22 protein-coding genes and 1 tRNA gene are annotated in these 21,391 nt (G+C 66.8%); 4 read left to right on the top strand and 19 right to left on the bottom strand.

The features are described from left to right. The 3 genes from secF to yajC are packed head-to-tail and all read right to left on the bottom strand — an operon-like array spanning position 1 to position 2,984. Positions 1-981 carry a protein translocase subunit SecF gene (secF, locus tag EAO27_RS05575; RefSeq protein WP_242777944.1) on the bottom strand — a complete coding sequence of 327 codons (981 nt, stop codon included), beginning with the start codon at positions 979-981 and terminating at the stop codon, positions 1-3. 12 nt (positions 982-993) lie between these two features. Then, positions 994-2,604: a protein translocase subunit SecD gene (gene secD, locus EAO27_RS05570; RefSeq protein ID WP_242777941.1), complete on the bottom strand. Its 1,611-nt coding sequence runs from the start codon at positions 2,602-2,604 to the stop codon at positions 994-996. A gap of 50 nt (positions 2,605-2,654) precedes the next feature. Then, positions 2,655-2,984, bottom strand: coding sequence for a preprotein translocase subunit YajC (yajC, locus tag EAO27_RS05565; protein ID WP_242777938.1), 330 nt, complete (start codon positions 2,982-2,984; stop codon positions 2,655-2,657). Positions 2,985-3,240: 256 nt separating this feature from the next. Between yajC and EAO27_RS05560 the strand changes: the two genes are divergently transcribed. Both EAO27_RS05560 and EAO27_RS05555 read left to right on the top strand, forming a co-directional pair. After that, positions 3,241-3,317: transfer RNA gene (locus EAO27_RS05560), tRNA-Pro, on the top strand. Between the two features lie 76 nt (positions 3,318-3,393). Further along, a complete protein-coding gene (locus EAO27_RS05555) occupies positions 3,394-3,957 on the top strand; it encodes a hypothetical protein (RefSeq protein ID WP_242777935.1) in 564 nt (187 codons plus the stop codon). On the opposite strand, the gene EAO27_RS05550 is transcribed toward EAO27_RS05555, so the two are convergent. The 3 genes from EAO27_RS05550 to EAO27_RS05540 form a co-directional block, all read right to left on the bottom strand. Then, positions 3,954-4,520, bottom strand: a complete 567-nt coding sequence (locus tag EAO27_RS05550) for a hypothetical protein (protein WP_242777932.1) — start codon at positions 4,518-4,520, stop codon at positions 3,954-3,956. The genes EAO27_RS05555 and EAO27_RS05550 overlap by 4 nt on opposite strands. A 291-nt stretch (positions 4,521-4,811) precedes the next feature. Continuing rightward, complete coding sequence (locus tag EAO27_RS05545) at positions 4,812-5,117, bottom strand: EF-hand domain-containing protein (protein ID WP_242780454.1); 306 nt, start codon at positions 5,115-5,117, stop codon at positions 4,812-4,814. 139 nt (positions 5,118-5,256) lie between these two features. After that, positions 5,257-6,234, bottom strand: a complete 978-nt coding sequence (locus EAO27_RS05540) for an NADPH:quinone oxidoreductase family protein (RefSeq protein WP_242777929.1) — start codon at positions 6,232-6,234, stop codon at positions 5,257-5,259. A gap of 95 nt (positions 6,235-6,329) precedes the next feature. Here EAO27_RS05540 and EAO27_RS05535 point away from each other — a divergent pair, with 95 nt between their 5' ends. Beyond that, positions 6,330-6,869: a glycosyl hydrolase 108 family protein gene (locus tag EAO27_RS05535; RefSeq protein WP_242780452.1), complete on the top strand. Its 540-nt coding sequence runs from the start codon at positions 6,330-6,332 to the stop codon at positions 6,867-6,869. Between the two features lie 64 nt (positions 6,870-6,933). Beyond that, positions 6,934-7,347 carry a holin family protein gene (locus tag EAO27_RS05530; protein WP_242777926.1) on the top strand — a complete coding sequence of 138 codons (414 nt, stop codon included), beginning with the start codon at positions 6,934-6,936 and terminating at the stop codon, positions 7,345-7,347. Here the strand turns inward: EAO27_RS05530 and EAO27_RS05525 are convergent. The 13 genes from EAO27_RS05525 to smpB form a co-directional block, all read right to left on the bottom strand. Next, positions 7,310-7,834, bottom strand: coding sequence for a hypothetical protein (locus EAO27_RS05525; RefSeq protein ID WP_242777923.1), 525 nt, complete (start codon positions 7,832-7,834; stop codon positions 7,310-7,312). The genes EAO27_RS05530 and EAO27_RS05525 overlap by 38 nt on opposite strands. After that, complete coding sequence (locus EAO27_RS05520; protein ID WP_242777920.1) at positions 7,831-8,322, bottom strand: SRPBCC domain-containing protein; 492 nt, start codon at positions 8,320-8,322, stop codon at positions 7,831-7,833. The genes EAO27_RS05525 and EAO27_RS05520 overlap by 4 nt, the downstream gene beginning before the upstream one ends. Further along, on the bottom strand, positions 8,319-10,982 hold the full coding sequence (gene alaS / locus EAO27_RS05515; RefSeq protein ID WP_242777917.1) for an alanine--tRNA ligase: 2,664 nt from the start codon (positions 10,980-10,982) through the stop codon (positions 8,319-8,321). Before alaS ends, EAO27_RS05520 begins: the two co-directional genes overlap by 4 nt. 63 nt (positions 10,983-11,045) lie before the next feature. Further along, entirely contained in the window at positions 11,046-11,783 is a 738-nt protein-coding gene (locus EAO27_RS05510; protein ID WP_242777914.1) for a hypothetical protein, read from the bottom strand. Between the two features lie 110 nt (positions 11,784-11,893). After that, positions 11,894-12,478, bottom strand: a complete 585-nt coding sequence (locus EAO27_RS05505) for a hypothetical protein (RefSeq protein WP_242777912.1) — start codon at positions 12,476-12,478, stop codon at positions 11,894-11,896. 7 nt (positions 12,479-12,485) lie between these two features. After that, positions 12,486-13,133 carry a glutathione S-transferase gene (locus tag EAO27_RS05500; RefSeq protein ID WP_242777910.1) on the bottom strand — a complete coding sequence of 216 codons (648 nt, stop codon included), beginning with the start codon at positions 13,131-13,133 and terminating at the stop codon, positions 12,486-12,488. 12 nt (positions 13,134-13,145) lie between these two features. After that, the gene (locus EAO27_RS05495; RefSeq protein WP_242777907.1) at positions 13,146-13,982 is read right to left on the bottom strand and encodes an agmatinase family protein; all 837 of its coding nucleotides are present in this window, start codon (positions 13,980-13,982) and stop codon (positions 13,146-13,148) included. 120 nt (positions 13,983-14,102) lie between these two features. Then, entirely contained in the window at positions 14,103-15,176 is a 1,074-nt protein-coding gene (recA, locus tag EAO27_RS05490; protein ID WP_242777904.1) for a recombinase RecA, read from the bottom strand. 123 nt (positions 15,177-15,299) lie between these two features. After that, positions 15,300-15,653, bottom strand: coding sequence for a response regulator (locus EAO27_RS05485; RefSeq protein ID WP_242777901.1), 354 nt, complete (start codon positions 15,651-15,653; stop codon positions 15,300-15,302). Next, entirely contained in the window at positions 15,646-18,009 is a 2,364-nt protein-coding gene (locus EAO27_RS05480) for a response regulator (RefSeq protein WP_242780450.1), read from the bottom strand. Before EAO27_RS05480 ends, EAO27_RS05485 begins: the two co-directional genes overlap by 8 nt. A 106-nt stretch (positions 18,010-18,115) precedes the next feature. After that, a complete protein-coding gene (locus EAO27_RS05475; RefSeq protein ID WP_242777898.1) occupies positions 18,116-20,182 on the bottom strand; it encodes a M13 family metallopeptidase in 2,067 nt (688 codons plus the stop codon). A gap of 91 nt (positions 20,183-20,273) precedes the next feature. Next, entirely contained in the window at positions 20,274-20,903 is a 630-nt protein-coding gene (locus EAO27_RS05470) for a DUF2062 domain-containing protein (protein ID WP_242777895.1), read from the bottom strand. Beyond that, positions 20,900-21,385, bottom strand: coding sequence for an SsrA-binding protein SmpB (gene smpB, locus EAO27_RS05465; RefSeq protein ID WP_242777892.1), 486 nt, complete (start codon positions 21,383-21,385; stop codon positions 20,900-20,902). Before smpB ends, EAO27_RS05470 begins: the two co-directional genes overlap by 4 nt. Positions 21,386-21,391 lie beyond the last annotated feature (6 nt).

Here is a 21,391-nt window from a genome sequence, read left to right as displayed (position 1 = left end):
TCAGACGACCGCGCCGTCGTCCTTGCGCTCGACGCGCTCGCCGCCGTCGATGCCCGAACTCGTGCGCGGAATGAAGCTGTCGGGACCGACCTTCAGCCACACGAGCACCGGCGTCGACATCAGCACCGACGAATAACCGCCGACGAACACGCCGAACAGCATCGCGGCGGTAAAGCCGAAGATCACGTCGGGGCCGAAGATCAGCAGCATGCCGAGCGCAAGCACCATCGCGAGCGTGGTCATGACCGTGCGCGACAGCGTCTCGTTGATGCTCAGGTTGAGCAGCGGAATAATCTCCATCTTGCGGTATTTTTTCAGATTTTCGCGGACGCGGTCGTACACCACGATCGTGTCGTTGAGCGAATAGCCGACGATCGTCAGCAGCGCCGCGACGCTGTTGAGGTCGAACTGGATCTGCGTCACCGCAAAAAAGCCAAAGGTCAGCGCGACCTCGTGAAACAGGCGTCCGAGCGCCCCGACCCCGAATTGCCATTCGAAGCGGATCCAGATGTAGATCGAGATGCCCAGCATCGCGAGCCCGAGGCTGATGGCGCCGGTGCGCAGCAACTCCTCCGACACCTTGCCCGACACGGTCTCGACGGTGCCCGTCTTGGCGGTCGGGAAAGCCTTCTGGATACCCGTGACAAGCTGTTCGCCCGCGCGGTCGGCGGCCGCCTTGTCGCCTTCGGGCAGCGCGGTGCGGATCGACACCGCCTTGTCCGACCCGAACTGCTGGATCGTCGGATCGCCGAGCCCGATCGCATCGACCTTGTCGCGGATCTCCTCGATCGGCGGCATCGCCTGCGGAAATTCGACGCGGACCGACTGGCCGCCGACGAAATCGACGCCGAGATTGAGCCCCTTCACCGCCACCAGCGCGATCGAGATCGCGACGAGGAAAAAGCTCATGAACGACGCGACCTTGCGCCAGCGCAGGAAGTCGAAATTGGTGTCGTCGGGGACGAGTTTGAGCAAGCGCATCGTATCGCTCCCTTAAATGTTGATCGTCGTCGGACGCTTGGTGCGCAGCCAGTGGGCGACGAACATGCGCGTGACGGTGACGGCGGTGAAGACGCTGGTGACGATGCCGATCGTCAGCACGACCGCGAAGCCCTTGATCGGGCCGGACCCGAAGAAGAACATCAGCGATGCCGCGATCACGTTGGTGACGTTGGCGTCGAAGATCGCCCGGCTCGCCTCGGTATAGCCGAGTTCGACCGCCTGGAATATCTTTCGCCCGCGCTTGAGCTCTTCGCGGATACGCTCGTTGATCAGCACGTTCGCGTCGACCGCGGCGCCGATCGTGAGCACGAAGCCGGCGATGCCGGGCAAGGTCAGCGTGGCGTTGAATGCCGCCATGATCGCGATGATCAGGAACACGTTGAAGATCAGCGCGATGTTCGCGTAGATGCCGAAACGGCCATAGACGACGAGCATCAGAACCAGCACCGACACCGTCGCGATGATGCCGGCAATCACGCCCTTCTCGATCGAATCCTGACCGAGTTCGGGGGTGACGGTGCGTTCCTCGACGACGTCCATCTTCACCGGCAGCGAGCCCGAGCGCAGCGAGATCGCGAGCGCATTGGCGCTCTGGACCGAGAAGCTGCCCGAAATCTGGGCACTGCCGCCGAGGATCGGTTCGTTGATCGACGGCGCCGACAAGACCTTGCCGTCGAGCACCATCGCAAAGCGCTTGCCGACATTCTGGCCGGTGACGCGCGCGAAGGTGTTCGACCCCGCCGAATCGAAGCGGATCGACACGACCGGCTGCTGGTTCTGGTTGAATTCCTGCTTGGCGTCGATCAGCTGGTCGCCGCTGATCATCACCTGCCGGCGCAGCACCTCGCCCGGCTGGCCATAGCCTTCGCCCGGCGCATAGGGAACGAGTTCGCTGCCGACGGGCACATTGCCCGCGAGCGCGGCGTTGATGTCGCCATTGGGGTCGACCATGCGGAATTCGAGCCGCGCGGTCTTGCCGATCAGATCCTTGAGCGCCTTCGGGTCCTGAAGCCCCGGCACCTGCACGACGATGCGGTCATTGCCTTCGCGGATGATCGTCGGTTCGCGCGTGCCGAGTGCGTTGACGCGGCGGTCGACGATATCGCGCGCGGTGTCCATCGCGCGCTTCACCGCCTGGTCGCGGCCCGCGGCGGTCAGCGTCATGACGATCCGCGTCGTGTCGACGACGTCGATCCGCCAGTCGCGCTGGCCGGTCATGCTCGCGCCCTGCGTTTCCTTGAACAAGCGGTCGCGCGCGTCGTCGAGTTGCGTCTGGTCGCGCACGAGGAAGCTGATCGTGCTGCCCGACGCCTTGAAATCGCCGATCGCGATATCGTCGTCGGGGCCCTGCTCGCCGCGCATTGCCGCGCGCACGGTCTTTTCCATGTTGGCGAGCTGGGTCTTGTTGAGGTCGGCGAGATCGGCTTCGAGCAGCAGGTGGCTGCCGCCGGCAAGGTCGAGGCCGAGGTTGACCTTGATCTGCGCAAAGCCCGGGAGGCTGTCGAAGGTCTTTTGCGGCAGGAAGCTGGGGATCGAAAAGAGGATGCCGAGCAGCAGGAGGATGCTGATGCCGACGGTTTTCCAGCGCGGGAAATCGAGCATAGGCTTTGGTCCGGTCTATCGGGGCCCGCCGGGCGGCGGGCGCCGCGGCATCAATCGTTGGCGGGTTTGGCGCCGGGCTGCAAGACGTCCGACAGGGTCGACTTGACGACCTTGATCTTGACCCCCTGGGCGATTTCGACGTCGGCGAAATCATCGTCGACGCGCGTGACCTTGCCGACGATGCCGCCGCCGGTCACGACCTGGTCGCGCGGCTTGACCGCGGCGATCTTGGCGCGATGCTCCTTCATCCGCACCTGCTGCGGGCGGATCAGGAAGAACCAGAAGACCACGAAGATCAGCAGATAGGGTGCCAGCATCAGCAAACCGGCGGCCCCGCCGCCCGATCCGGCCGCCTGGGTCAGAAGCAAATTGGTCGACATCGATGAGAATCTTTCCGTTCGAAAGCAGCGCCGCCCCACCCGGACCGGCACGCAAGATAATGGCGCGGCGCCTATCACGCGGGGGCGCAAGGCGCAACCGGCGGCTGCGCGCCGTCCCCCGCGTCCGGCCGCGTCGAAATGGGGCGGCGGCGCCCGACTTCAAGACGACGGACAGCGAATATGCACGCCGTGCACCTCGCCGCTTGCATCGCCGCGCGGACCGCGCTAGGGGCCTCGCCTGCCCAATCGGGCCGGTCGGGACGTAGCGCAGCCTGGTAGCGCATCACACTGGGGGTGTGGGGGTCGGAGGTTCGAATCCTCTCGTCCCGACCAATTTCTCTTCTACCAGCATCGAAGGCCCGCGGGGCAATCGCCTTGCGGCGCCGCGCCGCCATGCTATGCCTCGCGCATGGATCGCGCGATCTGGTTCGTCGTCACCGGCCTCGTCGGCATGCTCGCGCTGGGCGGCGTCCTGCTGTGGTCCCGGCACGAGCCGCCGGGCTGGCAGGCCGACGATCTCGTCGATCACGAAAGAGACGATCTCACGCGCCGCTACCGCCTCGCCGCCGAGGGCGGCGGCAGCCATCTCTACATGCTTTGCAAACCCGGCGAGCCGATCGCGGTGCGGCTGGTCGCCGACCAGTCCTTCGGCCCGGCGCCGCGCGCCCGCGCCAGGCTGGGGTTCGACGACAGCCCCGCGAGCGAAGCCGACGTCGGCGTCACCGACACACGCATCGACTTCGCCGACGCCGGGGCGGCAACTTCACCGGCCTTCGTCGAGCGGCTCGCCGCGTCGCGCCGCTTCGCGGTCGAACTGCCCCGACCGCCGGGCGACAGCGGCTTCGCCGCACGGTTCGAAACGACCGGCGCCGACGATGTCCTCGCCGACCTGCGCGAAAACTGCACCTCGACCGACGAACTGCTGGACACCATCCTCCACCCGAACGCGCGCCGGCAGCTCCGGGGGTCCTAAGGCAGCCGCCGCGTCCCGCCCATCTGGTCGTTGATCCAGCAGCTCGCGCCGTTCGACCAGCTCGCAGCGCATGTCGCCGCGACCTGCGCGTCGTACCAGCCTTCGGGCTCCTTCGCATAATGATCGTAACCGCGGCTGTGGAGAATCTTCCAGTCGACCGGCTTGTCGATCAGCGTCCATTCGGGAATCCAGCACGGATTGCCGAAACGGTCGATCAGCGCCCAGCCCGGCTCGCGCGCGACGACCTCGACGCGGGCGCCCTGCCCGACCGGGATACCGCCCTTGCGCGCGAGGCGCGGCTGGCTCCAGCAGCGTCCGAATCGCGCGCCCATATACCTGACCTCGCCCCCGCCGGCGCGGACGAGGCGCGTCCATTCGTCGCGCTTGTCCTGATAGGACAGGATCGAGGGGACCAGAAACCAGGCGACGAGTCCGAGCAGCAGCAACGCGATCACGCCGCGGATGCGCCCGCGACGCCGCCACGCCGCCAGATCGCGCGCGACGGTCGCGTCGTCGGGGAAATCCCCGCGCCCATCGGGGTCGACGCCCCATCCCGGCCGCAAGCTTCCCCGTTTCCTTCTCGGTTTGCGCATCGCCATGCTCCCCCGGCGCTTTCACCGGCAGCTTGCCCTGTCGGGCGCCGAAGGGAAAGCCTCATCCGGCCGATGCCGGCTGGCCCCCGTTGCCGCGCTGGTACCCGTGCTGCTGGATGCGATGGCGCTCTGTTTCCTGCGCGCGCCGCCGTTGAGCGCGATCGACCGCGCCGCCCGGCGCGATCCGGCCAATCCGATCCGGACGCTGTTCTGGGCGCAGGGCTGTGGCGGCGCGCCCGACCGCGCCGCCACAGCTTTTCGTTATTTTTCGGCCGCGGGTTTCGCCTCATTCGCGGCGCGCAACGCCGCGAGTTCGCCCGCATCGATTCCGCCGTCGCCGTTCGCGTCCGCCTTCTGGAAAAAGGCGTCGACCTTGGCCGGGTCGACCGGCGCGGTGTCGCCCCTCTTCGCGGCGCGCGCCTCGAACAGCTTGGTGAGTTCGGCCTTGTCGAGCCTGCCGTCGCCGTTGGCGTCGGCTTTGGCGAGCATGCCGCCGCCGTCCTTCGCCGGTTCGGCGGCCTGCACCGCGGGAGCGGCAAGGACGAGCGCGGCTGCGACCATCATCATTGTCTTCACGTCATTTCCTCTCGATAGGATCGCGGGTCGCCGGGCCGAAGCCACGGCGCCCGGTGGCACATTCCCTGTCGCAGGATCATCGTAGCGGCCGCCCGGCGCTCCGCGACGCGATTGCGTCGGCACGTGCGCTTCAGGGGGTCAGAATCACCTTGCCCACCACCTCGCGCCGTTCGAGCATCGCAAAACCCGCGCGCCATTCGGCCAGATCGAGCACGGCGTGGACGTGCGGACGGATCCGCCCCTGCGCCGCCAGCGCGTCGATCGCCGCGATATTTTCGGCGCCGCGATCGGGAAAGCGGCGGCCATATTCGCCCGCGCGCACCCCGACGACCGCGAACCCCTTGATCAGCGGCATGTTCACCGACACGTCGGGAATCCGCCCCGACGCAAAGCCGACCACCAGCAGTCGGCCGCCGAAAGCGATGCAGCGGATCGATTCGTCGAAGACGTTGCCGCCCACGGGATCGAAGATCACATCGGCGCCGCGCCCGCCGGTCAGCGCCTTCACCGTCTCGCGAAACCCCGGTTCGGCGGCGATCACCGCATCGGGCGCGTAAAGCCGCTCGATCGCGGCGCGCTTTCCGGCGCTCCCCGCCGCCGCAATCACCCGCGCGCCCAGCGCCCTTGCAAGGTCGACCGTCGCGAGCCCCACGCCCCCCGCGGCGCCGTGCACGAGGACCCACTCGCCCGCCTCGACCCCCGCGCAGCGGGTGAGCGCGACCCACGCGGTCAGATAGGCGACGCCATAGGCGGCCGCCTCGTTCCACCCCAACCGCTCGGGTTTGGCGCGCAGGTTCGTGGCGGGCACCACCGCATATTCGGCCATCGCGCCGAAGCGATTGCCGCCGATCACCGCGTCGCCGGCGCGCCAGCGATCGACACCCTCGCCCACCGCTTCGATCTCGCCCGAAAACTCGAGCCCGGGCACGAACGGCAGTTCGGGCTTCAGCTGATATCCGCCGCGGGTCATCAGCAGGTCGGGGAAATTCACCGCCGCCGCGCGCACCCGCACGCGCACCTCGCCCGGCTCCGGCGCGGGCACCGGCAGCTCGACCAGCGATGCACCGCCGTGATTTTCCACCAATTCCCTGACCTGCAAAGCCCGCATGGCGAAAATCCTTTCCTAATTTATTCCTATATGGTTCGTTTTGACGGTTCAACCAACCGGAGACACGAATCATGCCCAGACCATCCCGAACCGAAATCGACGTCGAGGCGCTGATCGACGCCGTCATCGACCGCGAAGGCCGCTATGTAAACCATCCCGCCGACCGCGGCGGCGCGACCTGCTGGGGAATCACCGAGGCGGTCGCGCGCGCCGAGGGCTTTGCCGGGGCCATGCGCGACCTGCCGCGTGCCGAGGCGGCCGCGATCTACCGCCGCATCTACTGGCTCCGCCCCGGCTTCGACCAGATCGCCCGGCGCGCCCCCGCGATCGCCGCCGAACTGTTCGACACCGGCGTCAACATGGGCACCGCGACCGCGACCGCCTTTCTCCAGCGTGCGCTCAACGCGCTCAATCGCGCCGCGCGCGACTATCCCGATATCGCGGTCGACCGCGCGATCGGGCCGCGCACCCTCTCCGCGCTCGACGCCTTCCTGCGCGTGCGCGGCAGCGAAACCGTCCTCCTCCGCGCGATGGAGGCGCTGCAGGGCGAACGCTACATCGCGCTCGCCGAACGCCGCCCCAGCCAGGAAGCCTTTCTCTACGGCTGGCTGGCCAACCGCATCGGCCAGGACTGACGCCGCCGAACATATGAATCGCGAATGAAGTTCCGCAGTTTTCCGGGAAAAATGGAGAATCGACATGAGCATCATCGAAGGCCTGATTGGCCCCATCGCCAAGCTGATCGACAAGATCATCCCCGACCCCGAAGCGCGCGATCGCGCCAAGCTCGAACTGATCAAGCTCGAGGGCACGCAGGAAATGGAGGCGATCCGCACCCAAATGACCGCAATCGTCGCCGAAGCCAACAGCGCCGACCCGTGGACCAGCCGCGCGCGGCCCAGCTTCCTCTACGTCATGTATGCGCTCTTGCTGTGGGCGATCCCGATGGGCCTGATCGCCGCCGCGCGGCCCGAGATGGCAAAGGGGATCGCCGACGGCATGAACGCCTATCTCGCGGGGATTCCCGAACCGCTCTACGCGCTCTTCGGGACCGGCTATCTGGGCTACACCGCCGCTAGGGCGTGGGGGAAGGCACGGGGTGTGGAGAGCTAGGCGCCAGCAGCCCGTCATGCGCTGACGGCGGAGCCGCGCCGCCGGCCTTGCCTCTGGCGGCGGCCAGGCCGACCTCGCGCTGGATCCGGGGCAGGCGGTGCGTTTCCAGCCCGCGGCCGCGATCGACGTTCAGTTCCACCGCGTCCGGCCCGGCCGGGTTCACGATCACGTCGACGGTGCGGCCGCCGTCGTCGATCGTGAAGGCGATGCCGTTGAGCCCGCGGCGGAGCGGCCGCTCGACGGCCCCGTCGCAGCCGCGCTCGCACTGGATGAAATCGACCGTTTCGCTTTCGCTGCCGTTGTCGAGCGACAGTTCGATCCCGCCCAGATCGCCGCCATTCTCGCCGGGGGCGACGTTGCCGTACACCCCCGCCGGAATGCGCCAGCCGCCCTGCCCGGCCGCTGCCGGATCGCCACCGTCGTCCCCGCCGCACCCGGCAGCGAGAAGGAAGACCAGACCGAGCAAAACGGGTCGAACCGGCATCATGCGCCCCCCGCCCCGCCTTCGACCACCGTCGCCAGATTGGCGAGCGAACTGGTCAGCCCGGCCTCATGGTCCTTCGCCGATATCCCCGGCGGCACCTGATGGGCGTCGATCGTCACCAGCGTCCCGCCGGGCTGGCGCGACAGATACCAGTGCATCGCCATCGTCCCCGAAAAGCGCGGATCGTCGGACACGAAATCGACCTCCCACACAATCAGCCGGCCTTCGTCGAGAACCGGGATATGCACATCGACCACGTCGCTGTCGTCGTCGCTCTTGGTCTCGACGTCGGGATCGTCAAAGGTCAGCCGCAGGCGGAACCCGCCCCCGGCGCGAAGGTCGCGATGCTCGAATGCGCCGGTCGCGCCTTCGGGCGGCAACCAGCGCGCCAGCTTGTCGGCACTGGTGAAGGCCGCAAAGACGTCAACCAGCGGCGCCGCGATCAGCCGTTCGGCATGATCGGTGCGCCGCGTCTTTCTGGTCGGTTTCAAATCGTCGCCGCCAGCGCCGCGATCACCGCCGCGACGGCATCGTCCGCCGCCTTGCCGTCGGGACCACCGCCCTGCGCCATGTCGGGCCGCCCGCCGCCGCCCTGTCCGCCGAGCGCCGCAACCGCGGCCTTGACCAGATCGACCGCGCTGTGGCTGGCGGTCTTGTCGTCGGTCACCCCGACCGCGACCGAAGCGCGCCCGTCGTTGACCGCGACGAGCATCGCGACGCCGCTGCCGACCTGCTTCTTCAGGCCATCGACCGTGCCGCGCAATTCCTTGGGATCGAGCCCGTCAACGACCTGCGCGAGGAACGCCGTGTCGCCGACCTGCTCGATCGCCGGACCGGCAGCCGCACCGCTGCCGCCGCCGGCACCGCCAAGCGCGAGCGCCTTCTTTGCGTCGGCAAGCTCGCGTTCGGCCTTCTTGAGCTGTTCGGTCAGCGCGGCGACGCGCGCCGGGACATCGTCGGGCGCCGTCTTGAGCGCCGCCGCGGCCGCCTTCAGCGCCTCGTCGCGGGCGTTCAGCCACTGGCGCGCCGCTTCGCCGGTCAGCGCCTCGATACGCCGCACACCCGACGAGACCGCCGATTCGCTGATGATCTTGAGCAACGCGATGTCGCCGAGCGCGCGGACGTGCGTCCCGCCGCACAGCTCGACCGAATAGCTTTTGTCGTCGGCATGCCCCATCGACAGCACGCGAACCTCGTCGCCATATTTCTCGCCGAACAGCGCCAGCGCGCCCGCCGCGACAGCGTCGTCGGGAGTCATCAGCCGCGTCGTCACCGCTTCATTGCCGCGGATCTGCGCGTTCACTTCGGCCTCGACGTCCGCAATCTCCTCCGCGGTCAGCGCCTTGGGGTGCGAGAAGTCGAAACGGAAACGGTCCTCGGCGACGAGGCTGCCCTTCTGCGTCACATGCCCGCCCAGCCGGTTGCGCAGCGCGGCATGGAGCAGGTGCGTCGCGCTGTGGTTGGCGCGGATGCGGTCGCGACGCTCGGCGTCGACGACAAGCTGCACCGTATCGCCGACCTTCAGGCTCCCCGCTTCGAGCTTCGCCTGATGCGTGTGCAGACGGCCGAGCGGCTTGCCCGTGTCGCTCACCACAGCCTTCGCGCCTTCGAGCGTCGTGATCGTCCCCGCGTCGCCCATCTGGCCGCCGCTTTCGCCATAGAAGGGCGTCTGGTTGGTCAGCACGGTGACCGCGTCGCCCGCCTTCGCCTCGTCGACCGGCTTGCCGTCCTTGACCAACCCGATCACCGTCGCCTCGCCCGCGGTCGAGCTATAGCCGGTGAACTCGGTACTGCCGTTCGTTTCGGCAAGGTCGAACCAGATTTCGTCCGATGCCTTCTCGCCGCTGCCCTTCCACGCGGCGCGCGCTGCGGCTTTCTGCTGCGCCATCGCCGCGTCGAAACCGGCGCGATCGACCGCGATGTCGTTCGCGCGCAGCGCATCCTCGGTCAGGTCATAGGGGAAGCCGTAGGTGTCATAGAGCTTGAACGCCACCTCGCCGGGCAGCGTGTCGCCCTTGTCCATGCCGACGGTCGCTTCGTCGAGCAGGCGCAGCCCCTTGTCGAGGGTCTGGCGGAACTTGGTCTCCTCGCGCTCGAGTGTCTCGGCGATCAGCGGCTGCGCGCGGATCAGCTCGGGATAGGCGGCGCCCATCTCGGCGGTCAGCGACGGCAGCAGCCGGTGCATCAACGGGTCCTTGGCGCCGAGCAGATGCGCGTGGCGCATCGCACGGCGCATGATCCGGCGCAGCACATAGCCGCGCCCCTCATTCGACGGCAGCACGCCGTCGGCGACGAGGAAACTCGATGCGCGCAGGTGATCGGCGATCACGCGGTGGCTGGCCTGCGTCGCGCCCTCCGCAGGGACGCCGGTCAGGTCGACCGATGCCGCGATCAGCGCCTTGAAGGTGTCGGTGTCGTAATTGTCGTGGACGCCCTGCAGCACCGCCGCGATCCGTTCCAGTCCCATGCCGGTGTCGATGCTCGGCCGCGGCAGGTCGACGCGCTCGCCGCTCGGCAACTGCTCATATTGCATGAACACCAGGTTCCAGATCTCGACGAAGCGGTCGCCATCCTCTTCGGGGGATCCCGGCGGGCCGCCCCAGATATGGTCGCCATGGTCGTAGAAGATTTCGCTGCACGGCCCGCACGGCCCGGTGTCGCCCATCGACCAGAAATTGTCGCTCGTCGGGATGCGGATGATCCGGTCGTCGGGCAGGCCTGCAATCTTCTTCCACAGGTCGAAGGCCTCGTCGTCGGTGTGATAGACCGTCGCCGTCAGCTTTTCGGGCGCGAGGCCCCAGGTTTTGGTGATCAGCGTCCACGCGTGGTGGATCGCCTGCTCCTTGAAATAGTCTCCGAAGGAGAAATTCCCCAGCATTTCAAAGAAGGTGTGATGCCGCGCCGTATAGCCGACATTGTCGAGATCGTTGTGCTTGCCCCCCGCACGCACGCATTTCTGCGACGATGCAGCGGTGCTGTACGGGCGCTTTTCCAGCCCCGTGAAGACATTCTTGAACGGCACCATGCCCGCATTGACGAACATCAGCGTCGGGTCGTTGTACGGCACCAGCGGCGCCGAAGGCTCGATGTGATGCCCGGCTCCCCCGAAATAGTCGAGGAACGAGCGGCGAATGTCGTTGGTCGATGTCATGCGCGCGATCTAGTGCGACACGGCGCGTTTCTCAAGCATTACGCGCGAGCGATACGCCGCGCGTCAACGCGCGCACAGCCGGTCGAGTTCCGCGTCGCTGAGTCCCTGCTGGTCGGCAAGCGCCTGCGAGATAAATTGCACGTCATATTGGGCGACCCGATATTCGCCGTCGCGCACGCGGTGCAGCAAAATGCCGCCGCAGGTCCCGACAATGCCCGGATGGTCGTCGATCACCGAAAACAGCGCATAGGCGCCCGGATAGGCGGCGCCTTCGGGGTTGTTGAGCCATCCCCGCAACTGTGGCGTCAGCGTGCCATCCTCGCTTTCGCGATGCTGGATGACGCCTTTGCGCAGTTCGTCCCAATCGGCCTTCTTGATCTCGATCAGCGGATCCATCATCGCCATTCCGGCGGCGTCGCCCCGGTTGAGCCGGTCGAGGAAGCGCGTCGCAAAGACCGACGCACTGGCGGTCTCGGCGGCGCTTGCGGTCCAGTCGGCAGGCACCGGTTTGTAGGGATCGGTCGCGGGATCGAAGCAGAAAAAATTCTGCTTCAGGTTTTCGATGAGCATCACGTTGCGCGTCGTGTCGACCCGGCTGTCGAAATAGTGGCGGCCGAAACGCACCCCCTGCCGTCCGCAGCGTTGCTGCGCGATGACCTTCACCCGCTCCATCACGCCGGTGAAATCTCCCGAATCGAACGTTCCCACCACGGCGCTGTACCCGCGGCCGGGCACGGCATCGATCCGGACGCTCGGATCGGCCGGTGCCACCATCAGCAGCGCGATCGCCGTCATCATCATATTGCTTCAGCCCCCAACCAAAGGCCGCCGGACGGCGGCAGCGGGCCAATAGTGCGCAGCCCGATGCGCGGCGGCAAGCCGAATTTCATTGGGTACGCCCACCCACGGGTTCAAAAGGCGGTCGCGATCCCCTTGCCAAGGTAGCAGGGCAACTGCCCCAGCACATCGGCTTTCGGCACCCCGTCCTCGATCAGCTCGGGCGGCACTTCGGATGCATCGGTCCGCACGACGGTGAAGGCCGACCCCGGCGCCGACCGGTGCACGACGACATAGCCGCAATCCATCGTCCCGTCGGCCCGATCGCCACGAAAATCGAAAGCCGCATAGAGCCCCGGCGGCTGTCCGGCGGGATCGTGGTACCAGCTCAGGCGCAGGATACGGAGGGTCCCGTCGGCCCATAAAGCCTCGCGTTTCCGCAGGTTCATTTCCCACTCGATCCGCGGGTTCGCGGCCTGGAACGACAGCCGCAGCATTGCATAGGCCGACGCGAAATCGCGTCGCGCGAGCGCCATCGTATAGGCCGCCATCCGGCCCATCGCCTCGGCCTCGTCGGCCGCCGTCGGCGCGGCGTTGTTTGCGGTATTCGCCGTGGCGGGCGGATGGACGACGCGCTCGACCTCGGCGCCCAGCGGCGGAACCTCGGCCGCGGCCGGAGCCGCGAAGCCCAGCAGGCAGGCGAGGGCGGCCGCGCGCATGACGGGATCAAAAGACAAAATAGGCCCCACCCTTCGCACGTGCCGCCTGCCATGCGGGACGCGCGTGCATCGCCGCCACGAAGGCCGCCAGCCTGGGATAGCGCCCCGCGCCGCCCATCGCCGCGACCTCGGCGGGGAAGCTCAGCATGATGTCGGCGACCGACAGGCGATCGCCGATAAAATTGCCGGCATCGTTGAGCTCGCCGTCAAGGTAGCGGAAATGGGCATCGAGTTGCTCGTCGATCCGCGGCTTGACCGGCGCGGCGGCGTCGCCGAGGCGCCCGAGATAAAGGTTGAGAATGATCGGGGTCATCGCCGACCCTTCGGCAAAATGGATCAGTTCGAGGTGGCGGATGTGATCGTCGGTGCCGCGCGCGGGAACGAGCGCCTGACCGTCATGATGTTCGCACAGATATTCGGCGATCGCGCCCGATTCCTGGATCACGCGTCCGTGCCCAGCCGCCGCCATATCATCGACGACCTCGAGCAGCGGCGATTTCCCGAGCGGATGGATCGCCTTGAGTTCGGCGGGCGCCAGATTGGTCGCCGCGTCGCGCTGATAGTGGCGGATCGCATAGGGCGCGCCGATTTCCTCGAGCAGCCACAGGATGCGCTGCGAGCGGCTGTTGTTGAGGTGGTGGACGATCAGGTGCATGTCGCTCTCCTCTTAATCCCGCCACGGTCCGTTGCGGTCGATCAGCGCCGCGAGCTCGCGCACCAGCTTGGCGCCGAGGATCGCGGTGACGTCGCCGACGTCGCGGCCGGGGTGATGCTCGACGATGTCGGCGCCGACGATCGGCGCGGTCTGCTTGTGGAGGACCGCGAGCAGTTCGCGTACCGTCAATCCGCCGGGTTCGGGGTGTGCGACACCCGGCGCTGCCGACGGATCGATGCCGTCGAGGTCGATCGAGACATAGAGCGGGCCGCGCAGCACCGGCACCGCATCGGGCGTGAAGCCCGTCATCGGGACGATCTCGACCCCGAAACGCGCCGCCTGTTCGCGGCAATGGGCGTTGAGCGTCCGGATGCCGACCTGCACCAGCCGCGCCGCATGCCCCGCCTCGCAGATGCGCGCGAAGGGCGACGCATGGCTGCGCGGATTGCCGCCGAAATCGTCGTAAAGATCGGGATGCGCGTCGATATGGAGGATGTTGAGCGGCCCGAAGCAGGTCGCCGCCGCCGTGACGAGCGGAAAGGTCACCGCATGATCGCCGCCGAGCGCGAGTGGCACTTCGCCATTTTCGTACGTCATCACGACATGGCGCCGGATTGCGGCATCGTCGCGCGCGACATCCTCGGTCAGCGGCAGGTTGCCGTCGTCGGCGAAAGCGATGTCGGTCCCGAGTTCGGCGCCCAGCTCGCTCGCCCGATTGCCGCGGTCGCTCCATAGCTGCGTCCGGATCGCCGCCGGCCCCGCAGCAGCGCCGCGCTCGAAGCTGCTGTTGACGTCGGTGGGCAGGCCGAAGAGGCGGATCGCGGGCATCGCGTGCTTGTAGCCGCTCAAGGCCCCCGCGCAAGGATCAACGGCAGGCGGGCTGGTCCGCGAGAGGGCGCAGACCCAAGGGGCAAGGAGCCCGCCGCCGTTGCCCGGCCGGTCGCGCGAGCGCGAACCGGCCGGATCACGTCAGATATCGTCGCCGTCGTCGGGACCCGCCATCATCTCCTCGGCCACCGCGTCGGTACGGCCGCGGATCGCGGCTTCGAGCCGTTCGCGCAGTTCGGGATTTTCGGTCAGGAAATTCTTGGCATTTTCGCGGCCCTGTCCGATGCGGATCGAGTCATAGCTGAACCACGCGCCGGCTTTCTCGACGAGGCCGGCCTTGACGCCGATGTCGAGGATTTCGCCGATCTTCGAGATGCCCTGGCCGTACATGATGTCGAATTCGACCTGCTTGAACGGCGGCGCGACCTTGTTCTTGACGACCTTCACGCGCGTCGTGTTGCCGACGATCTCGTCGCCATTCTTGATCTGCCCGGTGCGGCGGATGTCGAGGCGCACCGACGCGTAGAATTTGAGCGCGTTGCCGCCCGTCGTGGTCTCGGGATTGCCGTACATCACGCCGATCTTCATGCGCAGCTGGTTGATGAAGATCACCATGCAGCGCGAGCGGCTGATCGAACCGGTGAGCTTGCGCAGCGACTGCGACATCAAACGCGCCTGGAGCCCGACGTGGCTGTCGCCCATCTCACCCTCGATTTCGGCGCGCGGAACGAGCGCGGCGACCGAGTCGACCACCAGCACGTCGATCGCGTTCGAACGCACCAGCGTGTCGACGATCTCGAGCGCCTGCTCGCCCGTATCGGGCTGCGACACGATCAGTTCGTCGATGTTCACCCCGAGCTTGCGCGCATAGACCGGGTCGAGCGCATGTTCGGCATCGACGAAGGCGACGGTGCCGCCAGTCTTCTGCGCCTCGGCCAGCGTGTGCAGCGCGAGCGTCGTCTTGCCCGAGCTTTCGGGACCATAGATTTCGATGACGCGGCCGCGCGGCAGGCCGCCGACGCCCAGCGCGATGTCGAGCCCGAGCGAACCCGTCGAGATCGCCTCGACCTGCATCGCTTCCTTCGATCCGAGCTTCATCACCGAGCCCTTGCCGAAGGCGCGGTCGATCTGCGCCAATGCGGCGTCGAGCGCCTTCTGCCTGTCCGTGCTGTTCACTGATTTCCCCGATTCGACGAGTGACAATTGTCCGGCCATTTGCCGTCCCTTTCCTGCTCTAGAGCGAAGGCAGAAGCATCGCAACGCCGCACCTGTGTACGACATTTGTTCTACAGGAACAAGAGGGGAACGAAATTTGTTCCCCTACCACCCGAAACCCGGTTATCCGGCGAAAAATTCGTTGAGCACCGTCTCGATCTCGCTCAGCCGGAACGGCTTCGACACCAGCTTGCGATGCGCATGCGCCGGCGGGATCACATCGCCGCCGCCCGATGTGAAGGCGAAGGGAATGTCCTGCGCGGCGAGCGCGTCGGCGACCGGCCAGCCTTTCGCCTCGCCGAGGTTGATGTCGATCAGCGCCGCCGCGATCGGCTCGGCATCGAGCACCGCGAGCGCATCGGCGACGCTCGCGGCCTGCGCGGGCTCGGGAAAGCCCAGCGCGTCGAACATGTCGACCAGCATCATCGCGATCAGCACGTCGTCCTCGACGAGCAGGATACGGCGCGCGTCAGCCATGCGCCGCTCGCTGCGCCGCGGCGTCGAGCGCCGCCGAGGTCGCTTCGGTCAGTTGTGCGACCGAGAAGGGTTTGGGAAGAAAGGACACATCGGCAATATCGATCGACTGGCGCAATTGTTCCTCGGCATAGCCCGACATGAACAATACGGGCAGCGTCGGCTGCTTCGCGCGAAGCGCGCGCACCATCGTCGGCCCGTCCATCGTCGGCATCATCACGTCGCTGATGATCAGGTCGACCTTATCCATCGCGGCAAAACGTTCGAGCCCCTCCTCGCCCTGCGACGCGGTCACCACCGTATAGCCCGCGCGCGCCAGCGCCCGTTCGGCGACCGCGCGCACCATGTCCTCGTCCTCGACGAGCAGCACCGTACCCGTTCCCCACTGGCTCTTCTTCGGTTTCACCGGCGGCGGCGGTGCGACGCTCGCCCCGCTCTCGGCGCGGTGGACGGGCAGATAGATGGTGAAGCTGGCCCCCTCGCCCGGCTTGCTGTCGGCGAAGATGAATCCCGCCGACTGCTTGATGATTCCATAGACGGTCGACAGCCCGAGCCCGGTGCCCTTGCCGACGTCCTTGGTCGTGAAAAAGGGTTCGAAAATCTTGGGGAGCACATCGGCGGGAATCCCCCCACCGGTATCGCTGACCTTCAGGGCGCTGTAGTCGGCGGGCGGCATGATCTCGCTGCCCATCGCGCGGACGTCGGCGGAGCTCACCGGATAGGTTTCCATCGTCAGCGTGCCGCCGCCCGGCATCGCATCGCGCGCGTTGACCGCGAGGTTGATGATCACCTGTTCGAGCTGCCCCGGATCGGCGCGCACCGCCCCCAGCCCGCGCCCGTGGCGCACCGACAGCTGCACCGTCTCGCCGATCAGCCGCTTGAGCAGGTGTGACACTTCCGAAATCACGTCGGGCAGTTGCAGGATCTGCGGCCGCAGCGTCTGCTGGCGCGAGAAGGCGAGCAGTTGCCGCGTCAGGCTCGCGGCCCGATTGGCGTTGCTGCGGATCTGCTGGATATCGTCATAATCGCTGTCGCCCGGCGTGTGGCGCATCAGCATCAGGTCGCAGCTGCCGAGCACCGCGGTCAATATATTGTTGAAATCATGCGCGACACCGCCGGCGAGCTGACCCACCGCCTGCATCTTCGACGCCTGCGCGACCTGGCGCTTGAGCCGCGATTCCTCGCTCGAATCCTTGAGGCTGAGCAGCACCGCCGCCTCGCCCAGCCCGCGCACCCCGACGATGCGCATCGACACGGGCTCGTCGCCCTGTGCCGCGAGCCGGATCGACAGGTCGCCGCCGACCTGCTGCCCGCTGCTGTGGCGGCGGACCATGTCGGCGAGCGGCCCCTTGTCCTCGCGCACGACTATGTCGCCCGGATAGCGCGGCATCTTCCCCTCGGACAATCCGGCGGCGCGGACGAAGGCGCGGTTCATGTAAAGGAAACGCCCGTCGCGATCGACCATCGCCAGCCCGAAGGGCAGCAGCGACAGCAGGGTCTCGACATAGGTCTGCGCGGTGCCGCGGTCGGTGACGCCGATCTCCTCGTCGAGCAGCGCGAGCAGCACCGGGCCGTTGGAGTCGGCGGGGACGAGCGGGATCTGGATCAATCGCACCGGGGCGGCGCGGTCGCCCTCGCGCCCGAAATAGAGCGTACCGGCATCGTCAAGGCGAAGCAGCGGCGCGACGTCGCGTCCGGCATAATGCGCCTGGTCGCCCTCGCCGAGCGCGCGGAGCAGAAAGGCCTGGTTCGCGACGCGCAGCCGGCCTTCGCTGTTGACCAGCGCCGCCATGATCCCCGCCTGCCCCAGCGTGCGTCCGGCGGGTCCGTCGAGGTGGCGGCTGATCTCGGTTACGAGGTCGAGGCGTTCGAAGGCCGAAAAACGCCAGACGAGATAATCTTCGGCGTGCCCCGCGCGCAGCACCTGCGCGCGCAGGCGGAGGGCGCCGATCGCCAGTTCTTCGACCTGCCCCTCGCCATCGCGCCAGGCGGCGCGGCCGGCGTTCTTGAGCAGTTCGGCGCCGCGCCCTTCGAGCGGCAGCCCGGGCGGGGTGGCGAACCCGCCCATCCACGTCGCGAACAGATCGTTCGCGCAGACCAGCCGGCCGGCGCGATCGGTGATCGCGATCGCGACGTCGTCATGATCGACTGCCAGGCGCAGCATCGTCCAGTCGGGCAGCGCCGTCTCGCCGCCCGCCACCGCGGGAAACAGCCGGCGCAACAGGATCGCGGCGCCGGCGGCGACCGCCAGCCCCGCGACGAAGCCGGCGGCGACCACCATGTCGCGAGTCGCCCAGAACAGCAGCCCGACCGACAGCAGCGCGAGCCCGCCGAGCAGCGCGGCGTCGAAGCGCGACAGCCCGCCGGGCAGCAAGGCCGCCGCGCCGGGGCCCACCCCCCTGCCGATGTCGGGATCAGCGGAAGGCAGGCTCGTCACGGTCAATTCACCCTATCCCCTTGTTGCGTCACCAGATGCGGACGCGGTTCGTCGGCGCCAGATACAGCTTCTGGCCCTCCTTGATCTGATAGGCTTTGTACCATGGGTCAAGGTTGCGAACGACCCAGGCCCGCTGGGTCGAGGGCGAATGCGGATCGGTCGTGATGCGCTGCGACAGATTCTGCTCGCGATAGTTGCGCCGCCACACCTGCGCCCAGCCGAGGAAGAAGCGCTGATCGCCGGTCAAACCGTCGATCACGGGAGCCTCCTTGCCGTTCAGCGAAGCCTTGTACGCGTCATAGGCGATGGTCAGGCCCGCAAGATCGCCGATATTCTCGCCCAGCGTGAACTTGCCGTCGAGATGCTCGCCGGGCAGGACCTCATAGGCGCCATACTGGTCGATCAGCGCCTGCCCGGCCGCCTCGAACGCCTTGACGTCCTCGGGCGTCCACCAGTCGGCGAGCTTGCCCGTCTCGTCATATTTCGCGCCCTGATCGTCGAAATGATGGCTGACTTCGTGCCCGATCACCGCGCCGATACCGCCATAGTTGATCGCCGGGTCGGCGTGCGGGTCGAAAAAGGGCGGCTGCAGGATCGCGGCCGGGAAAACGATCTCGTTCATGACGGGGTTGGCATAGGCGTTGATCGTCATCGGCGTCATGAACCATTCCCAGCGGCGGATCGGACCGCCCAGATGGCCGATATTGTCGTCGTGCGCGAACTGGTTGGCGCGCAGCGCATTGCCGAACAGATCGTCGGTGCGGATCACCAGCTTGCTATAATCCTTCCACTGGTCGGGGTAGCCAATCTTCGTGGTGAAATTGGCGAGCTTCTGGCGCGCCTTGACCTTCGTCGCGGGCTGCATCCAGGCCAGACCGTCGATCCGGCGCCCCATCGCGGCGACGACATTGCGAACAAGCTCGTCCATCACCGCCTTGGTTTCGGGCGGATAATATTTCGCGACATAATCCTTGCCGACCGCGTCGCCCAATGTGTCGGCGGTGAAATCGACCGCACGCTTCCAGCGTTCCTCGCGCTCCGGAGTCCCCGAAAGCACCCCTTCATAGAAAGAGAAGGTTTCATTGGCGATCGCGTCGGGCAGGACGTTCGAGAAGCTGTCGAGGCTGCGCACGATCAGCAGGTCGCGAATGACCTCGATCGGCGCGTCGGCGATCAATTTCGCTTCGCCGGTGAAAGCGCTGGGCTGGGCGACGAGGATCGCATCCTCCTTGACGCCAATGCCGCGAATGAAGGTCGTCCAGTCGAATCCCGGCGCCGCCTGCGTCAGCTCGGCAATGGTCAGCTTGTTGTAGGCCTTGGTCGCATCGCTGCTGTCGTTCTTGTCCCAATGGACGGTCGCGATCGCCTTTTCGAAGTCATAGATCGCCTGCGCGCGCGCCGCGGCATTGCTCTCGCCCGCCAGCGTCAGGACATTTTCGAGATGCTTGAGGTAGGCGGCCTGCGTCGTCGCATTACGCTCGCCATCCTTCAGGTAGAAATCGCGATCGGGCATGCCGATGCCGCCTTGCCCCATCTGATAGATATAGACATCGGGGTTCTTGTCGTCCTGATTGACATAGCCGCCGAAGAAATGCGGAATCCCGCTGCGGTCGGCGGTGGCCAGCAATGTCGCGAGGCCCGCCTTGTCGACCGCCTTGACCTGCTTCAACCAGGGCTGGATCGGTTTCAGACCGAGCTTTTCGATGCGCGCGCTATCGAGATAGGAGCTGTACGCGCGACCAATGATGCTCTTCTTGTCGCTCTTCGCGGCATCGAGGATGTCGCGCGTGCGCTGCTGCGACAGGTCGCCGAGCGCCGTGAACATGCCGTAGTTCGACTTGTCGGCCGGGATCGGCGTGTTCTTCGCCCAGCTGCCGTTGGCGAAGGCATAGAAATCGTCGCCCGGCTGAACGCTCGTCTCCATGCCCTTCATGTCGAAACCGAAATCGCCGATTTCGGGCTTGGCAACGGCGGCGGCGGGTGCAGCTTCGGTTGTCACCGCCTTGTCCTTGGCGACGGCCGGAACGGCGGCGATGAGCATGGCGCCAAGCGCCGCGGTCGCCAGCAGGCGATGATGTTGTGTCAGACGGATCATGATATTCCCCGGTAATCGAACGGAACGAACCCGTCGCCCATGCGGCGGGTCGTGCGATGGGGAGGGCTATAACCGCCCGTGGTGGAGCCCTTCAACCGGCGCCCGTGTCGCTCGTCGATGCCTCAAGTCGTTGGTCGCGCGCGCGGTGCAGTTTGCGGCGCCAGCGCAGCCGGATCCAGTTGTCCCAGAAGATCGACGCAAGGATATAGCCGACAACCGAGGAGACCACCGATATGACGAACAGCCCCGCGAGGCCGCCGAGCAGCGTCGACCCCGCATTGGCGGTGAACCAGTGCCACCATTCGAGGAGCGACGCGCCTTCGTCGTAGAGGATATAGAGGTTCGACACATTGGTGTGCAGGCCGAACAGCGTGCTCCCCAGCCACACCGACGCGGCGAGGATCAGCGGCGTCGTGACCGGGTTCGACAGGAAGGTCATCGCCGCCCCGATCGGGATGTTCGCGCGAAAGGGCAAGGCGAGCAGCGCGACGCCCAATATCTGGACCCCGGGGATCAGGAAAAAGATGCCGACGAACAGCCCGAGCGCAGTTCCGCGCCGTACCGAGGTGCGCGTGAAGCGCCACAAATGGCTGTGCGCGACGCGATGCGCGAAAGGCTTGATGAACCGGCTTTCCAGCAGCTCCTCGCGCGTCGGCGAGTTGCGACGGATCCAGTTCATCACCATCGCCTTGTCGCGCGGCTTCTTGCCCCGATCGCTCATCCGCGATCCTTCATCAACCGCTGCTTGTCGCGCTTCCAGTCGCGCTCCTTGATCGACTCGCGCTTGTCGTGCGCCTTCTTGCCCCTGGCGAGCGCGAGCTCGACCTTCGCGCGGCCGCGGCTGTTGAAATAGACGGTGAGCGGGACCAGCGTCATCCCCTGCCGCGCGACACCGGCGTGCAGCTTGTTGATCTCGCGCCAGTTGAGCAGCAGCTTGCGCGGGCGCTTGGGTTCATGGTTGAAACGGTTGCCGTGGCTGAATTCGGGGATGTTGGCGTTGATCAGCCAGACCTCGCCGCCGGTCACCTCCGCATAGCTTTCGGCGATCGTTCCCTCTCCGAAGCGCAGCGACTTCACCTCGGTGCCCTGGAGCGCGATTCCCGCCTCGAACACCTGTTCGATGGCATAGTCGTAGCGCGCGCGCCGGTTCTCGGCGACGACCTTTTTCTTGTCGAATTCGGCGGCGGACTGCGGACGGGCCATTATGAA

It is taken from the genome of Sphingopyxis sp. YF1 (assembly GCF_022701295.1).
In the GTDB taxonomy this organism is placed as follows: Bacteria; Pseudomonadota; Alphaproteobacteria; order Sphingomonadales; family Sphingomonadaceae; genus Sphingopyxis.
This window is presented reverse-complemented; position numbering and strand designations above follow the sequence as displayed.

Excerpts from the sequence above, each read along its gene's own strand:
- alaS (WP_242777917.1), bottom strand. The coding sequence starts at position 10,982 with ATGACATCGACCAACGACATTCGCCGCTCGTTCCTCGACTATTTCGGG.
- secF (WP_242777944.1), bottom strand. The coding sequence starts at position 981 with ATGCGCTTGCTCAAACTCGTCCCCGACGACACCAATTTCGACTTCCTG.
- EAO27_RS05545 (WP_242780454.1), bottom strand. The coding sequence starts at position 5,117 with ATGATGATGGTCGCAGCCGCGCTCGTCCTTGCCGCTCCCGCGGTGCAG.
- EAO27_RS05530 (WP_242777926.1), top strand. The coding sequence starts at position 6,934 with ATGAGCATCATCGAAGGCCTGATTGGCCCCATCGCCAAGCTGATCGAC.
- EAO27_RS05525 (WP_242777923.1), bottom strand. The coding sequence starts at position 7,834 with ATGATGCCGGTTCGACCCGTTTTGCTCGGTCTGGTCTTCCTTCTCGCT.
- recA (WP_242777904.1), bottom strand. The coding sequence starts at position 15,176 with ATGGCCGGACAATTGTCACTCGTCGAATCGGGGAAATCAGTGAACAGC.
- smpB (WP_242777892.1), bottom strand. The coding sequence starts at position 21,385 with ATGGCCCGTCCGCAGTCCGCCGCCGAATTCGACAAGAAAAAGGTCGTC.
- EAO27_RS05555 (WP_242777935.1), top strand. The coding sequence starts at position 3,394 with ATGGATCGCGCGATCTGGTTCGTCGTCACCGGCCTCGTCGGCATGCTC.
- yajC (WP_242777938.1), bottom strand. The coding sequence starts at position 2,984 with ATGTCGACCAATTTGCTTCTGACCCAGGCGGCCGGATCGGGCGGCGGG.
- EAO27_RS05500 (WP_242777910.1), bottom strand. The coding sequence starts at position 13,133 with ATGCACCTGATCGTCCACCACCTCAACAACAGCCGCTCGCAGCGCATC.
- EAO27_RS05475 (WP_242777898.1), bottom strand. The coding sequence starts at position 20,182 with ATGATCCGTCTGACACAACATCATCGCCTGCTGGCGACCGCGGCGCTT.
- EAO27_RS05540 (WP_242777929.1), bottom strand. The coding sequence starts at position 6,234 with ATGCGGGCTTTGCAGGTCAGGGAATTGGTGGAAAATCACGGCGGTGCA.
- EAO27_RS05510 (WP_242777914.1), bottom strand. The coding sequence starts at position 11,783 with ATGATGATGACGGCGATCGCGCTGCTGATGGTGGCACCGGCCGATCCG.
- secD (WP_242777941.1), bottom strand. The coding sequence starts at position 2,604 with ATGCTCGATTTCCCGCGCTGGAAAACCGTCGGCATCAGCATCCTCCTG.
- EAO27_RS05470 (WP_242777895.1), bottom strand. The coding sequence starts at position 20,903 with ATGAGCGATCGGGGCAAGAAGCCGCGCGACAAGGCGATGGTGATGAAC.
- EAO27_RS05505 (WP_242777912.1), bottom strand. The coding sequence starts at position 12,478 with ATGCGCGCGGCCGCCCTCGCCTGCCTGCTGGGCTTCGCGGCTCCGGCC.
- EAO27_RS05485 (WP_242777901.1), bottom strand. The coding sequence starts at position 15,653 with ATGGCTGACGCGCGCCGTATCCTGCTCGTCGAGGACGACGTGCTGATC.